14 protein-coding genes are annotated in these 14,414 nt (G+C 61.8%); 9 read left to right on the top strand and 5 right to left on the bottom strand.

Annotated features, from left to right (window positions below):
• Window positions 1-241 precede the first annotated feature (241 nt).
• Window positions 242-1,438: a hypothetical protein gene (locus tag BM413_RS32960; RefSeq protein WP_175544224.1), complete on the bottom strand. Its 1,197-nt coding sequence runs from the start codon at window positions 1,436-1,438 to the stop codon at window positions 242-244.
• A 133-nt stretch (window positions 1,439-1,571) separates the two neighbouring features.
• Entirely contained in the window at window positions 1,572-2,228 is a 657-nt protein-coding gene (locus BM413_RS01240; protein WP_091909286.1) for a TetR/AcrR family transcriptional regulator, read from the bottom strand.
• Window positions 2,229-2,285: 57 nt separating this feature from the next.
• Here BM413_RS01240 and BM413_RS01235 point away from each other — a divergent pair, with 57 nt between their 5' ends.
• From BM413_RS01235 to BM413_RS01195, 9 genes are all read left to right on the top strand, one after another.
• Window positions 2,286-3,527 (top strand): parallel beta-helix domain-containing protein, encoded by a 1,242-nt coding sequence (locus tag BM413_RS01235; RefSeq protein ID WP_091909283.1) that lies wholly within the window; start codon window positions 2,286-2,288, stop codon window positions 3,525-3,527.
• Window positions 3,528-3,754: 227 nt separating this feature from the next.
• Window positions 3,755-4,825 (top strand): SO2930 family diheme c-type cytochrome, encoded by a 1,071-nt coding sequence (locus BM413_RS01230; RefSeq protein WP_175544223.1) that lies wholly within the window; start codon window positions 3,755-3,757, stop codon window positions 4,823-4,825.
• A 250-nt stretch (window positions 4,826-5,075) separates the two neighbouring features.
• Window positions 5,076-6,428: a phosphoglucosamine mutase gene (gene glmM, locus BM413_RS01225; RefSeq protein ID WP_091909276.1), complete on the top strand. Its 1,353-nt coding sequence runs from the start codon at window positions 5,076-5,078 to the stop codon at window positions 6,426-6,428.
• 191 nt (window positions 6,429-6,619) lie between these two features.
• On the top strand, window positions 6,620-7,483 hold the full coding sequence (locus BM413_RS01220; protein WP_091910240.1) for an outer membrane protein: 864 nt from the start codon (window positions 6,620-6,622) through the stop codon (window positions 7,481-7,483).
• A 223-nt stretch (window positions 7,484-7,706) separates the two neighbouring features.
• Window positions 7,707-8,579, top strand: a complete 873-nt coding sequence (locus BM413_RS01215) for an outer membrane protein (protein WP_091909272.1) — start codon at window positions 7,707-7,709, stop codon at window positions 8,577-8,579.
• Window positions 8,580-9,124: 545 nt separating this feature from the next.
• Complete coding sequence (locus BM413_RS01210; protein WP_091909268.1) at window positions 9,125-10,300, top strand: phosphoserine transaminase; 1,176 nt, start codon at window positions 9,125-9,127, stop codon at window positions 10,298-10,300.
• Window positions 10,301-10,498: 198 nt separating this feature from the next.
• Window positions 10,499-12,097, top strand: a complete 1,599-nt coding sequence (serA, locus tag BM413_RS01205; protein WP_091909265.1) for a phosphoglycerate dehydrogenase — start codon at window positions 10,499-10,501, stop codon at window positions 12,095-12,097.
• Window positions 12,098-12,219: 122 nt separating this feature from the next.
• Window positions 12,220-12,504 carry a CopG family ribbon-helix-helix protein gene (locus BM413_RS01200; RefSeq protein WP_091909262.1) on the top strand — a complete coding sequence of 95 codons (285 nt, stop codon included), beginning with the start codon at window positions 12,220-12,222 and terminating at the stop codon, window positions 12,502-12,504.
• Window positions 12,492-12,782, top strand: a complete 291-nt coding sequence (locus BM413_RS01195; RefSeq protein WP_091909260.1) for a type II toxin-antitoxin system RelE/ParE family toxin — start codon at window positions 12,492-12,494, stop codon at window positions 12,780-12,782. The genes BM413_RS01200 and BM413_RS01195 overlap by 13 nt, the downstream gene beginning before the upstream one ends.
• A 17-nt stretch (window positions 12,783-12,799) precedes the next feature.
• Here the strand turns inward: BM413_RS01195 and BM413_RS01190 are convergent, their stop codons facing one another.
• The 3 genes from BM413_RS01190 to BM413_RS01180 are packed head-to-tail and all read right to left on the bottom strand — an operon-like array spanning window position 12,800 to window position 14,412.
• Window positions 12,800-13,219 carry a type II toxin-antitoxin system VapC family toxin gene (locus BM413_RS01190; protein ID WP_091909257.1) on the bottom strand — a complete coding sequence of 140 codons (420 nt, stop codon included), beginning with the start codon at window positions 13,217-13,219 and terminating at the stop codon, window positions 12,800-12,802.
• Window positions 13,216-13,467, bottom strand: coding sequence for a FitA-like ribbon-helix-helix domain-containing protein (locus tag BM413_RS01185; protein ID WP_091909254.1), 252 nt, complete (start codon window positions 13,465-13,467; stop codon window positions 13,216-13,218). The genes BM413_RS01190 and BM413_RS01185 overlap by 4 nt, the downstream gene beginning before the upstream one ends.
• A 54-nt stretch (window positions 13,468-13,521) precedes the next feature.
• A complete protein-coding gene (locus tag BM413_RS01180) occupies window positions 13,522-14,412 on the bottom strand; it encodes a DMT family transporter (RefSeq protein WP_091909251.1) in 891 nt (296 codons plus the stop codon).
• Window positions 14,413-14,414 lie beyond the last annotated feature (2 nt).

Raw genomic sequence — 14,414 nt, 5'->3', positions numbered from 1 at the left:
TTCCGGGAAGACGCCGATCGACACGCATGATCGCGTCGAGAGTATCTTCTCGCCCCATATAGGTTCTGGAGCTTCACCTCCCGTTTCATCGGCCAAGAAGATGATGGAATATGGCGGCCTGATGTAGCAAACACTATGCAAGAATTTTGATCTCGAGGGCGTTGCGTTCGGGCGGACCCAACAAAAAGCCCGCGAACCTTTCGGTGCGCGGGCTTTTGCGTTGTCCTGAAACGGTCGGCGCTTAGCCGGACACGCTGGCCTTCAGGCGGGCGTTGCAGAGGCTGTAGTAGCCGCCGCCCTTCTGGATCCAGCGCAGGCCGGCGAGCTTGTCGCTGTCCTTGTTGTCATAATACTGCTCAAGGCAGGTGTGCATGCGTGCCTTGCCGGGGGTCTCGGTGGCGAACTTCTTCGAAACGGCCTTCGGGAAGCTGACGCCACGCGGCGCGGTGACGGTCGGCTGGTCCGGCTCGCCATCATAGGTCGCCTGGTCGAGGTTCGGCACGGTGTCGTCGTCAGCTGCCGATGCGCTGCAGGACGACTTGCGGAACTGGTTCCAGCTCTGGCCGCCGAGCGAATTGGCGTCCTTGGCGGCGCTGTACTTGGCGCTGCATTCCTTCATCGTCAGGCCCTTGCCGCCGGTGTCGGCAGCAGCGGTGTCAGACTTCGAGGCTTTCGCCGGCTTTGCCGCCATTGTGGCGCTGGCGCCGGGGCCGCACTGGGCCTTGCGGAAGTCGTTCCACTTCATGCCGTTCAGCGCATTCGCGTCCTTGGCGGCATTGTACTTGGTGCTGCATTCCTGCATCGACAGGCCCTTGGCATCGTCGTCGGAAGCTGCCGCCGGCTTTGCCGCCATCGTGGCGCTGGCGCCCGGGCCGCATTCGGCCTTGCGGAAGTCGTTCCACTTCATGCCGTTCAGCGCATCGCCATCCTTGGCTGCGTTGTACTTGGCGCTGCATTCCTTCATCGACAGGCCCTTGGCCTCGTCACCGGCAGCTGCCGTGTCGGACGACTTGGCGGCTTTGGCAGGCTTGGCGGCAACGGTGGTGCTGGCGCCCGGGCCGCACTCGGCCTTGCGGAAGTCGTTCCACTTCATGCCGTTCAGCGCGTCGGCGTCCTTGGCGGCATTGTATTTGGCGCTGCATTCCTTCATCGACAGGCCCTTGGCCTCGTCATCGGCAGCTGCCGTGTCGGAAGCCTTCTTGGTCGTCTTTGCAGCTTTCTTGGTGTCGGCCTTGGCCGGCGCGGTTGCAGCGGCGTCGTCGGCCGCGCATTCAGCCTTGCGGAACTGGTTCCAGGTCTGCCCGCCGAGCGAGCCGGCGTCCTTGGCGGTGTTATACTTGGCGCTGCATTCCTTCATGGTCAGCGCGCTGGCTGGCGAGGCCATGAACAGGGCGATGGCCGCGAAGCCCGATAGGGTGACTAGTTTGTTGAAGAGCATGGCAATTCTCCGTAAATGCTGCCCACAAAACGTCCCTGAGCAAATCTTTACCCTGCAACGGACAGTTGCGCCAGATACTATCTATTTCGGACGTTGTTATGACTAAAACTTCGCTGGCATGATCTTGGCGGTTTCAGCCGGAAAGACGCTCCAGCGCCAGCAACATATGCGCTTCAATCTCCTCGCGCAGCCCTGTCCGATCCGAAGTATCCGGCGTCACGAGGTATAGATCGACCAGCGTTCCCATCAGCACGCTGAGGAAATGCAGGCGAGAAGGATCGACAGCACCGCTTCCGGCTGAAAACTTCTGCAGAAACGGCGCCACGATATCGCCGACGATGCTGGCCTCGTTGCCGCCGCCCTGGTCGGCCTCGATCGGACGCAGCGCCCGCATGGTCGCCAACAGACCGGAATGCGCAGGAATGGTCTCGGCGGTATCGAGATAGAGCCCGAGCAGCTTCCGCGCCGCCGCCGCCATCGGCATGCCGGGATCGAGATCCGCAAGGGCTTCGCCGCATGTCTCGACGATGCGCACGACGGTGCCGTCATAGGCGGCGAGCAGCAGTTGCTCGCGATCGGAAAAATAGCGGTAGATCGTGCCGACCGAAACGCCGGTGATCTCGGCGAGCCGCGTCGTCGTCACGGCGTCCGCCCCCTCAGTGGCGACAAGCGCCTCCGCCGCCGCCAGCAGAGCCGTGCGCGTGCGCTGCGCTCGCTTCTGGCGCGGCACCACAGGACCGGTCGCGGGTGCGCCGGCTTCTGGCTTCGGCAAAAGCTGAAACTGTTTCATCTTTATTGACTTTGATGGATCGCGGGAGCATCGTCAATGCAAAGAGGGAGGATTTTCATGCGTTCATTGTCGCCGCGCGCGGCCTTTCTTACCGTGCTTTTGACCTCTGCCGCCTGCGGCCCGCTTCTGGCCGCAGAGATCCCTGTCGAAGCCGGAGACGGTGCCGCCGAACGCCTGACCGAGGCGCTGATCATGGCCAAGCCCGGCGACACGATTGCCATCGGCGCTGGAAAATTCGAACTCACCGAGGGCCTGTCGCTCGATGTCGACGACGTGCTGGTCAAGGGCGCAGGGCCCGATGCGACGATCCTCTCCTTCAAGGGCCAGACCGGCTCGGGCGAGGGCCTGCTGGTGACGTCCGACCGGGTGGTGCTGGAGGATTTCGCCGTCGAGGATTCCAAGGGCGACGGCGTCAAGGCCAAGGGCTCGGACCAGATTACCTTCCGCAACCTGCGCGTCGAATGGACCAACGGGCCGGACGCCAACAACGGCGCCTACGGCGTCTATCCCGTCACCTCCAAGAACATTCTGGTCGATGGCGTGACGGTGAAGGGGGCGGCGGACGCCGGCATCTATGTCGGCCAGAGCGAGAACATCGTGGTGCGCAATTCGCGCGCCGAATACAATGTCGCCGGCATCGAGATCGAGAATTCGATGAAGGCCGACGTCTACAAGAACACCGCCACCCACAACACCGGCGGCATCCTCATCTTCGACCTGCCCAACCTGCCGGTGCAGGGCGGCCACGACATCCGCGTCTTCGACAATGACGTGGTCGACAACGACACCGCCAATTTCGCGCCGAAGGGCAACACCGTCGCTATGGTGCCGAAAGGCATGGGCATCATGGTCATGGCCAACCGCAACGTCCATGTCTTCGGCAACCGCCTGTCTGGCAACGCCACCACCCATGTGCTGATCGCCGCCTATCCTAACGAATACGACGACGACAATTACATGTTCGTGCCGCGCGGCGTCTTCGTCCATGGCAACACCTATGGCGAGGGCGGCAACGCGCCGGACGGAGAGGTCGGCAAGACCATTTCCGACGTTTCCGGCACGCCGGTGCCGAGCATTATCTGGGACGGCGTCACCCGCATTCCCGAATATCTTACCTGGGTCTCAGCCGCCGACCGCATTTATGTCGACGAGGCAGAGGGCACGACATTTGCCAACCTGAAGATGATCTCGCAGCTGATGCTGCCGTGGTCGACATCGCCGGACAAGGATATCTCGGCGTATAAAGGGAGTTTGCCGGAGCCGGCTGCGGTGAAGCTGCCGCAGGAGAACGGGGCTTAGGCGGAATCAGTGCCGTGGGGCTGATAACAGTGAGTTTGCTTCAAAGGCTTTGCGCACTGCTTGGCAGCGTGGCGCCGCCCCTCACCTGCCTGCCGGCATCCTCTCCCCGTATAGTGACGGGGAGAGGAAGGACGGCCGCAATCTTGCCGCTTCCTCCTTCAAGGGGAGAACAAGGCTGGCCGCAACGTCGATGTCCCCCTCTCCCCGTTTACGGGGAGAGGGTAAGGGTGAGGGGCAGCGCTAACGCAAGACGAGCAGGCCCATTCGCACACTTGCTGCTGGCGATCGCTTTCTGCACCGCCACCTCCCCCGCTTTCGCCGTCTCACCCGACGCTATCCTCGCAGATACCCCGCCAAAGCAGCTTTCAGCGTTCGGCTTTTTCACCGATATCGCGAAGCAAACACCTGCCGAGAACGTCACCCCCTTCGCGCCGATAACGCCGCTCTTCTCCGACAACGCCCTGAAATACCGCTTCGTCTACCTTCCCGAAGGCCAGTCAGCGACCTACGACGACACCGAAGCCTTCGACTTCCCCGTCGGCACCGCGCTGATAAAAACCTTTGCCTTTCCCGCCGACTTCCGCGCACCCGACAAGGACATCCGCCTGATCGAAACCCGCGTGCTCTTGAAGCATGAGGGCGGCTGGCAGGCCTGGGCCTATTTGTGGAACGACGAGCAGACCGAGGCGACGCTGAAGATAACCGGCGCCAAGGTCGATATCGCGACGGTCAAGGCAGACGGCACGCCGCTCAGCTTCACCTATGCCGTGCCCAACAAGAACCAGTGCAAGGGCTGCCATGCCTTCAATGGCGAGATCGTGCCGCTGGGCCCCAAGGCGCGCAACCTGAACGGCGATTTCCCTTACGCTTCCGGCCCACAGAATCAGCTCGCACACTGGGCCGAGGCCAAAATCCTGTCGGGCCTGCCGGCATCATCCCCCGCCGTGCCGGACTGGCGCGATGCGGCCGCTCCGCTCGATGCCCGCGCCCGCGCCTGGCTCGACGTCAACTGCGCCCACTGCCACCGGGCGGAGGGCGCTGCCAGCAATTCAGGGTTGTTCCTGACCTGGGGCGAGAAGGACAGAGTGCGCTACGGCGTCGGCAAGCGGCCGGTGGCGGCCGGCAAGGGTTCGGGCGACCGCTCCTTCGACATCAAGCCTGGCGATCCCGACGGCTCGATCCTGCCCTACCGCGTCGAAAGCACCGAGCCCGGCGTCATGATGCCGGAGCTTGGCCGCCATGTCGCAGACCCGGAAGCGGTAGCCCTGTTGCGCGACTGGATTGCCTCGATGCGTTAGCCCATCCACCGAAAATCGGAATCGATTTCCCGGCCGGATCATGTGCCAATGCAAGTGTCTGAACACCTTCGCGCATTCGAATGGAGATGTGGCGCTCCGGCGATGAAGGGTCTATGCAATCAAAGACGCTGAAAATGAAAGAATTTCGAAGGATTCATGACAGATAATCACATAATGTGATATCGGGCGGCCGGCTTGTTATGGCAAGAGCAGCGCCGGGACATGAGTCCTCGGCCGGGGATAGTAGAGTATGAGCAGACGATATTTCGGAACCGACGGTATCCGCGGACGCGCCAACAAATTTCCGATGACTGCCGAGATCGCTATGAAAGTCGGCATGGCAGCCGGCCTTTCCTTCCAGCGCGGCAATCACCGCCATCGCGTCGTTCTCGGCAAGGATACGCGCCTTTCGGGCTATATGATCGAGAACGCCATGGTCGCAGGCTTCTGCGCCGCCGGCATGGATGTATTCCTGCTCGGCCCGGTGCCGACGCCCGCGGTCGCCATGCTGGCGCGCTCGCTGCGCGCCGACATCGGCGTGATGATCTCGGCCTCGCACAACCCTTACTACGATAACGGCATCAAGCTGTTCGGCCCGGACGGCTACAAGCTCTCCGACGAGATCGAGATGCGCATCGAGGCGATGCTCGATCAGGACATTGACCTCGCCCTTGCCGACGCAGACGCCCTTGGCCGCGCCAAGCGCATCGACGGCGTGCATGACCGCTACATCGAATTCGCCAAGCGCACTTTGCCGCGCTCCATGTCGCTGTCGGGCCTCAGGGTCGTCATCGACTGCGCCAATGGCGCTGCCTACAAGGTAGCACCCGCAGCCCTTTGGGAACTCGGCGCCGAGGTCATCGCCATCCACGACAGCCCCAACGGCTTCAACATCAACGAGGACTGCGGCTCGACCCATCCGGAGAGCCTCGCCAAGAAGGTGCATGAGGTTCGCGCCGACATCGGCATCGCGCTGGACGGCGACGCCGACCGCATGATCATCGTCGACGAGAACGGCACCGTGGTCGACGGCGACCAGATCATGGCGCTGGTGGCCGAATCCTGGAACCAGAACGACCGCCTCGTCGGCGGCGGCATCGTCGCCACCGTCATGTCCAATCTCGGTCTGGAGCGCTTCCTCGGCGATATCGGCCTGCAGCTTCACCGCACCCAGGTCGGTGACCGCTACGTCGTCGAGCATATGCGCGCCCATGGCCTGAACATCGGCGGCGAGCAGTCCGGCCATATCGTGCTTTCGGATTTCTCCACCACCGGCGACGGCCTCGTCTCGGCCCTGCAGGTGCTGGCCTGCATCAAGCGCCAGAACAAGCCGGTGAGCGAGCTCTGCCGCAAGTTCGAGCCGGTGCCGCAGCTTCTGAAAAACGTCCGCTTCTCCGGCGGCAAGCCGCTGGAAGCAGCCCCTGTCAAGGCGGCGATCGAGGACGCGCGCAACCGCCTCGGCCAGTCCGGACGTCTCGTCATCCGCCCGTCCGGCACCGAGCCGCTGATCCGCGTCATGGCCGAAGGCGACGATCCCAAGTTGGTCGAGACCGTGGTCAACGACATCGTCGGCGTCATTTCGGATCTCAAGACGGCCGCCTGATTCACGACAGACAAGGCCTTTGAAAAGCCCGCCTCCGGCGGGCTTTTTCCGTTCGGGAAGCACCTGCCGGGTGCTCGTCATAGTTAAGGAACAGGGTTAAGCACAACTTAACCTTTGGACTCCATTATCCACGTCGAATTCAACCGATCTCGCCCCGGTGGGGGTGCGAGGGATTCGCAGGGGTAATGAAAATGCTCAACATTTCCAAGCGGGTGTTTGCCGCACTGTTGGTGACCGGCTTTGCCGCGCCCGCAGTCGCCGCCGACCTCTATGAACCGGTCGTCGAACCGCAGCCGCAAGTCGTCTACCAGCCGGTCGAGACGGGCGGATGGTATCTGCGCGGCGACCTCGGCTATCGCTGGTCGAAATTCCGCGGCGCCGACTACATCACCTACGGCGTCTGCGACACGGGCTGCGGACCCGTTGCCGTTCCCGGCTCGAACTCGTTCGATTTCGGCGACCTGAAGGGCGCAATGTCGTTCGGCGGCGGCGTCGGCTACCAGGTCAACAACTACTTCCGTACCGACGTGACGGCCGACTACTGGTTCAAGTCGAAATTCAACGGCCAGACCTCTGACGGCGTCAACACCTCGACCGACACCTCGTCCTACAGCGCGCTGCTGCTGCTCGCCAACGCCTATGTCGACCTCGGCACCTGGCACCGCGTGACGCCTTATGTCGGCGCCGGTATCGGCGGTGCTTACGTCAAGTGGGACAATCTGCGCAACCAGTTCCCGGGCGTCGACGACAGCCATAATGGCGGCAAGGAATGGCGCTTTGCCTATGCGCTCATGGCCGGTGCTTCCTACTGCATCACCAAGAACCTGCAATTCGACGCCGGTTATCGCTTCACCCGCGTCAACGGCGGCAAGATGTTCGACTATGTCGACTCCTCGGCCGGCGGCCCGGGCGCCGGCCCAGGCTACGACAAGGGCTTCAACGTGCATGAAGTGCGCGGCGGCCTGCGCTACCAGTTCGGCGGCGGCAAGGCCGATTGCGCCGAACCCGAGCCGGTGGCCTACGAGCCGCCCCCGGTCGAGCCCGTCTACAAGTAATTACCCTGCCCACTACTTCGACCGCCCGGCCTTCGCCGGGCGGTTTTTTCTTGGTCCAAACAACGATCAATGGCTCGCCCTAAACCTTAACAAGGCCGCCAAAACGATAAATCCGCTAACCATCCGTTATCCTTAACCGTGGCTTAACCCCTATGGTTAACAATGCTCTCGGGTGGCGGTTGCACGACAGTCGGTCGTGCCGCATTTGCGGGAGTTTGGCGTGATGAAATCGCATGGCATTTTGATCTTTTCGCTTGCCGTCGCAGCGGCGCTGGCTGGCAACGCGGCAAATGCCGCCGACTACGATCCTCCGATCTTCGTCGACAACGCGCCGGAATACGTTCCCGTGGAAGTCGGCTCCGGCTGGTACCTGCGCGGCGACCTCGGCTACAGTCTCAACAAGCCATATGACTACTTCGAGACGCCCGCAGGCTTCACCTCGAGCGAGATTCCCGTGTCGGGAAGCATCGGCATGGGCTATCACTTCAACGACTACCTGCGCGGAGAGCTGAATTTCGGCATTTTGCCGAGCAGCAAATTCTCCAACAACTATACCGCCTCCTGCGACGGCACGCAGACCGTTACGGTTACCGACGGCACAGGCAACACCAGCGCCTTCGCCGGCCGCAGCACGCGCGATTGCCCGAGTTCCGACAACGCCAAGAACAAGGCGTATAACGGCATGGCAAACGCCTATTTCGATCTCGGCACATTTGCCGGCTTCACGCCCTATGTCGGCGGCGGCCTCGGCGTTGCATACACCTCCTATCGCTCCGCCAAGGGTGATCGCCACTGCAACGGCTCGAGCACCTCGGTTCCCAATGGCCAAGGCGGAACGACGACGACGATCTTCGAATGCGACGACGCCAGCACCTATTCGGGCGATGTCACCTCGGAACGGCAGTACAACCTGGCCTATTCGATCGGCGCCGGCTTCAACTATCGCATCAGCCAGAACACTTCGGTCGATCTCGGCTACGAATACTATTCCGTGCCCGGCGCCCGCTATGTTTCCTATGGCGCCGACGGCCCGACGTTCGGCAAAGGCATCGACTACCACCAGCTCAAGGTCGGCCTGCGCTACGACCTGTGGTGAGCTACAACATCATTACCGGCAACAAAAAGGCGGGCTTCGGCCCGCCTTTTCCGTTCCGGGCCGCGGCAAACATTTCCTTGCAAAATAAAGTCGGATTCAAGCGATGGAATTAACCGGTCGTTGACCATGGAGATGCATCCTCCGGGTCCAGCGGCAAAGCATTGAGTACCGCGGCGCGCAAGCGCCCAGGCAACAACCCGCCACCCTCACGGGGTGGCGGGTTTTCTGTTTATTCCACCCAAAAATGGAGGGTGCGGGAATAGCTCGAAACGGCTATTCAGCACTTGTTAAAGCCCCTTGATGCCCGTGTGTTCATTCTGGAGCACGCGGGTTTTTTTTGCGCTCCAACGGAGCATCACCAGAACAGGGCGCGTCAAATACGGGCCGCTTTTTTTGACGCCTTCCATCTTCATTCTGCGTTTGCCTGCAAGACAGTTTGTCGCAAACTCTTTTGCCTCTTGCGAACTTCCGCGCCTTTCTGTATTTCCCGCCGTGGGCCACCCCTCCCCAACGAGGGGCCAGCTATCTGGAAGGATAGAACCACGATGACGACGCTTTCCGCGCCAGGACTCCGTCCGGCAAATCCCAATTTCTCCTCAGGTCCCTGCGCAAAACGCCCCGGCTGGTCTCTTGAAGGCCTCCGCGACGCGGCCCTTGGCCGTTCGCACCGCGCCAAGATCGGCAAGACAAAACTTGCCCGCGCCATCGACCTTACCCGCGAAGTTCTTCAGGTTCCGGCCGATTATCGCATCGGCATCGTACCGGCTTCCGACACCGGCGCGGTCGAGATGGCGCTGTGGTCGCTGCTCGGCGAGCGCGGCGTCGACATGGTCGCCTGGGAATCCTTCGGTGCCGGCTGGGTGACTGATGTCGTCAAGCAGCTGAAGCTGCCGGACGTCCGCACATTCGACGCGCCCTATGGCGCGCTACCCGATCTCGCAGCGGTCGATTTCGACCGCGACGTGGTCTTCACCTGGAACGGCACGACCTCGGGCGTGCGCGTCGCCAATGGCGACTTCATCCCGGCAGACCGCAAGGGCCTGACCATCTGCGACGCCACTTCCGCTGCCTTTGCGCAGAAGCTTGATTTCGACAAGCTCGATGTCGTCACCTTCTCCTGGCAGAAGGTTCTGGGCGGCGAAGGCGGCCACGGCATGCTGATCCTGAGCCCCCGCGCCGTCGCGCGGCTCGAAAGCTACAAGCCGGCCTGGCCGCTGCCGAAGATTTTCCGCCTGACCTCCGGTGGCAAGCTCATCGAAGGCATCTTCAAGGGCGAGACCATCAACACGCCGTCGATGCTGGCGGTTGAAGATTATCTGGACGCACTCGACTGGGCGAAATCCATCGGCGGGCTCGATGCGCTGATCGCCCGCGCCGATGCCAACGCCAAGGTGCTGGCCGACTGGGTTGCGAACAATCCGGCAGTGGCGTTCCTCGCTGCCGAAGAAGACACGCGCTCGAACACGTCGGTCTGCCTGCGCTTCGTTGACCCGGCGGTCTCGGGTCTCGACGACGCCGGCCAGCAGGCTTTCGTGAAGGCTTTCACCGGCCTGCTCGAAGCTGAAAAAGTCGCCTACGACATCGCCAGCTACCGCGATGCCCCTCCCGGCCTGCGCATCTGGTGCGGCGCCACAGTGGAAGCGTCTGATCTTCAGGCGCTGACGCCTTGGCTCGACTGGGCTTTTGCAACGGCCAAGGCATCGCTGAAGGCGGCTGCTTGACGCAGCGCATCCCTCCCCCTTGAGGGGAGGGTGGCGAACGAAGTGAGCCGGGTGGGGTCATCTCCACCTCGCCAGCCTCAACAAAATCCAGGCGGCATCACAGGACTTACGTCGAGCACTGCCGCAACAACCCCACCCGGTCGCTTCGCGACCACCCTCCCCTCAAGGGGGAGGGAACCAGCGCCAAGGAATCCAACCATGCCTCGCGTTCTCGTATCCGACAAACTCTCCCCCACTGCCGTGCAGATCTTCAAGGATCGCGGCGTCGAAGTGGACTACCTGCCCGATCTCGGCAAGGACAAGGAAAAGCTGCTCGAAGTCATCGGCCAGTATGACGGCCTCGCCATCCGCTCGGCCACCAAAGTCACCGAAAAGCTGATCGCTGCCGCGACCAATCTGAAAGTCATCGGCCGCGCCGGCATCGGCGTCGACAATGTCGATATCCCGGCTGCCTCGCGCCGAGGCATCATCGTGATGAACACGCCTTTCGGTAATTCCATCACCACCGCCGAGCACGCCATCGCGCTAATGTTCGCGCTGGCCCGCCAGATCCCGGAAGCCAATGCATCGACCCATGCCGGCAAGTGGGAAAAGAACCGCTTCATGGGCGTCGAGATCACCTCAAAGACGCTGGGCGTCATCGGCTGCGGCAATATCGGCTCGATCGTGGCGACGCGCGGCGTCGGCCTGAAGATGCATGTCGTGGCCTTCGATCCGTTCCTGTCGGAAGGCCGCGCCGAGGAACTGGGTGTCGAAAAGGTCGAGCTTGAAGAGCTGCTCAAGCGTGCCGACTTCATCACACTGCATACGCCGATGACCGACAAGACGCGCGGCATCATCAACGCCGAGGCCATCTCCAAGATGAAGGACGGCGTGCGCATCATCAACTGTGCGCGCGGCGGCCTGGTGGTCGAAGCCGACCTCATTGCAGCGCTGAAGAGCGGCAAGGTGGCGGGCGCCGGCATCGACGTGTTCGAGACCGAGCCGGCAACCGAAAACGCTTTGTTCGGCATGGAAAACGTCGTCACCACGCCGCATCTCGGCGCATCGACCAGCGAGGCGCAGGAAAACGTTGCGCTGCAGGTGGCCGAGCAGATGTCGGATTATCTCGTCAAGGGCGCGGTATCGAACGCCATCAACATGCCGTCGATCACTGCGGAAGAAGCCCCGCGCCTGAAGCCGTTCGTCAAGCTTGCCGAAGTGCTCGGCGCCTTTGTCGGCCAGGTCACCGAAGATCCGATCAAGGAAGTCGAGATCCTGTTCGACGGCGCCACCGCGACGATGAACACCCGCGCCCTGATCAGCGCTGCCCTTGCCGGCCTGATCCGGCCACAGGTATCCGACGTCAACATGGTGTCGGCCCCGATCATGGTGAAGGAGCGCGGCATCATCGTCGCCGAGGTCAAGCGCGACAAGTCGGGCGTCTTCGACGGCTACATCAAGCTGACGGTGAAGACCGAAAAGCAGGAGCGCTCCATCGCCGGCACCTGCTTCTCCGACCACAAGCCGCGCTTCATCCAGATCAAGGGCATCAATCTCGACGCCGAAGTCGGCCAGCACATGCTCTACACGACCAATGCCGACGCGCCGGGCATCATCGGCCTGCTCGGCACGCTGTGCGGCAAGAACAACGTCAACATCGCCAACTTCCAGCTCGGCCGCAACCGGCCCGGCGGCGATGCCATCGCGCTGCTCTATCTCGATGCGCCCTTCCCGGAAAAGGCGCTGGCCGAAGTCCGCGCCAACCCGTCGATCGATTCGGCCAAGCCGCTGCAGTTCGATGTGAACGGGATCTGAGAACGGGCAACTGGCCGTTCAGGCAATTGGAAGGCGCCGGGCAACCGGCGCCTTTTCTTTTGTTTTTCAGGCGCCCATAGTGTTAAGCTTGATACCAAAGGTAACACCTTGGAGTACCCGCTGTGGCCGTTACGTCGACCACCAGCCTGAAGCTGGATCAAGACACCAAGGAGCGCGTGCAGAAACTCGCCTCCGCCCGCCGTCGTTCTGCCCACTGGCTTATGCGCGAAGCGATCGAACAATATGTCGAGCGCGAGGAGAAGCACGAGAAATTCCGACAGGATGCGCTGACTGCATGGGCGGAGTATCAAGCAACCGGCAAGCACGTGACGGCGGAGGAAGCTGACGAGTGGCTGGCCAAGCTTGAATCCGGTGAGAACGCTGACGTACCCGAATGCCACGACTGATCTGGTCGCCCAGCGCACTGCACGACATTTCGCGGCTATACCGCTTCCTTCTTCCCAAAAACCCGAATGCCGCCAAACGCGCTGCCGCTGCAATAAGGGAAGGCGTCAAACTTCTGGGACGTCATCCGGAGGCCGGCAGGCCGATCGAAGACATGCCGGCTGAATTTCGCGAATGGCCGATCGAATTCGGCTCGGGCGGCTATGTCGCGCTCTATCGCTTCGACGGCGAGATGGTGATCATTCTGGCGGTCAGGCACGGACGGGAAGCTGGATATTGAAGTGCACGCTTGAAGGCTCAATCCTGCCAGGGATTGACCAGCGGAATATCTAGATCATTGAAATCCTTGATATTGCGCGTGGCCAGAACTGCTCGCCTTGAGACCACAATGCCGGCGATCTGCGTGTCCATCCTGTCGATGTTGCGACCAATCGCGATTCGCTTGGCACTTAAAATCGAAGCGGCTTCGGCAGCGTTTCGGTCAAACGGCAGAACGCGACCTACTATCTCATCTCGCAAAAACTGATCGAAGCGTTCAAGGAGACCGCTTTTGCGCTTGCCATCCGGTAGAAGAAACAGCCCCGATCGAACCTCAAGGACACTTATGGCCGTTATCCAGACGATGCTCGACGTTTGACGATCAAGCCAGGATACGACCGTAGGGTTCATGTCCGGCCGCATAAGCGCCGAGATTACATTGGTATCCAGAACGATCATTCGCCGAAATCGACCGGCTTGAGCGGTTGACGAGGAAATTCCGGTAGCGGCTCGTCATTGTCGGGGATGTCGCGAAACAATTCGGCTATCCTGGTCCCCAGGCCAAACTCCTGCCCATCATCCTTCAGCACCGTCGCCCGCAGGATCATGCGGACCTCTTCTTCCATGCTGACGCCATGCTTTGCCGCGCGCTCCTGAAGGCGCTGCTTTACGTCGTCATCGAGCTGTCGGACCAGCAATTGCGCCATGGCAATTCTCCTTTGCTATCATGATAGCAAATATCGACATGGGGGTCGAGAGTTTCAACCCGCCATCTTCCGCCCGCTATGCTCCGCCAGCCCGATGCCGCCCAGCACCAGCGCCATGGCAACCGCGTGATAGAGGTGAAAATCTTCGCCGAGGATGACGATCGACAGCAATGTTCCGAAGATCGGCACGAGGTTGATGAACAGGCCGGCGCGGTTGGCGCCGATCAGTTCCACGCCCCTGATGTAGAATATCTGCGCCAGGAGCGACGGAAAGACGACCGTGAACAGGACGATCGCCCAGCCCTGCCCGTCCGGAACGATCGCATTGCCGGTCCAGAATTCGGCGACCGCGAAGGGAACGCTGGTGACGAAAGCCGTTCCCGTCAGCATGATCATCAGGCTCTGCCAGTGGATGGCCGGTTTGAAACGCAGCGCCACCGTGTAAGCCGAATAGACCAGCACCGCTATGAGCATCAGCGCGTCGCCGAAATTGACGTCGAGCTCGAGCAGACGCTGAGGCTCGCCATGGGTCGCGGTGAAGACAATGCCGACGACCGACAGCACGAAGCCGACGATCTGCGCCCAGGTGACGTGCAGGCGGAAGAGCAGGAAATTGGCGGCGAAGATCAGCATCGGCATGCCTGCCTGCTCGATGCTGGCATTGATCGCGGTGGTGTAGATAAGCGCCGTATAGAGCGCCATGTTGAATACCGTGAAGCCCAGCCCGCCGAGCGCGGTCAGCAGCCACAGATGCCGGCGCACGACCGGCCAGTCGTGCTTCAGGCGCGCCCGGCCGATGAAGAGCAGCACTGTCATTGCCAGCCCCCAGCGTATGGTGGTGAGCAGCATCGGCGAGATATGGCCGACCGCCAGCTTGCCGGCAACCGCATTACCGCCCCAGAACAGCGTGGTCAGGATAAGCAGCAGATAGGCGTTTCGATGCATGG

This window comes from Mesorhizobium sp. YR577 (assembly GCF_900116595.1).
In the GTDB taxonomy this organism is placed as follows: domain Bacteria; phylum Pseudomonadota; class Alphaproteobacteria; order Rhizobiales; family Rhizobiaceae; genus Mesorhizobium_M.
The sequence above is the reverse complement of the archived record's forward strand: the minus strand, read 5'-3'. Positions and strand labels throughout refer to the sequence as shown.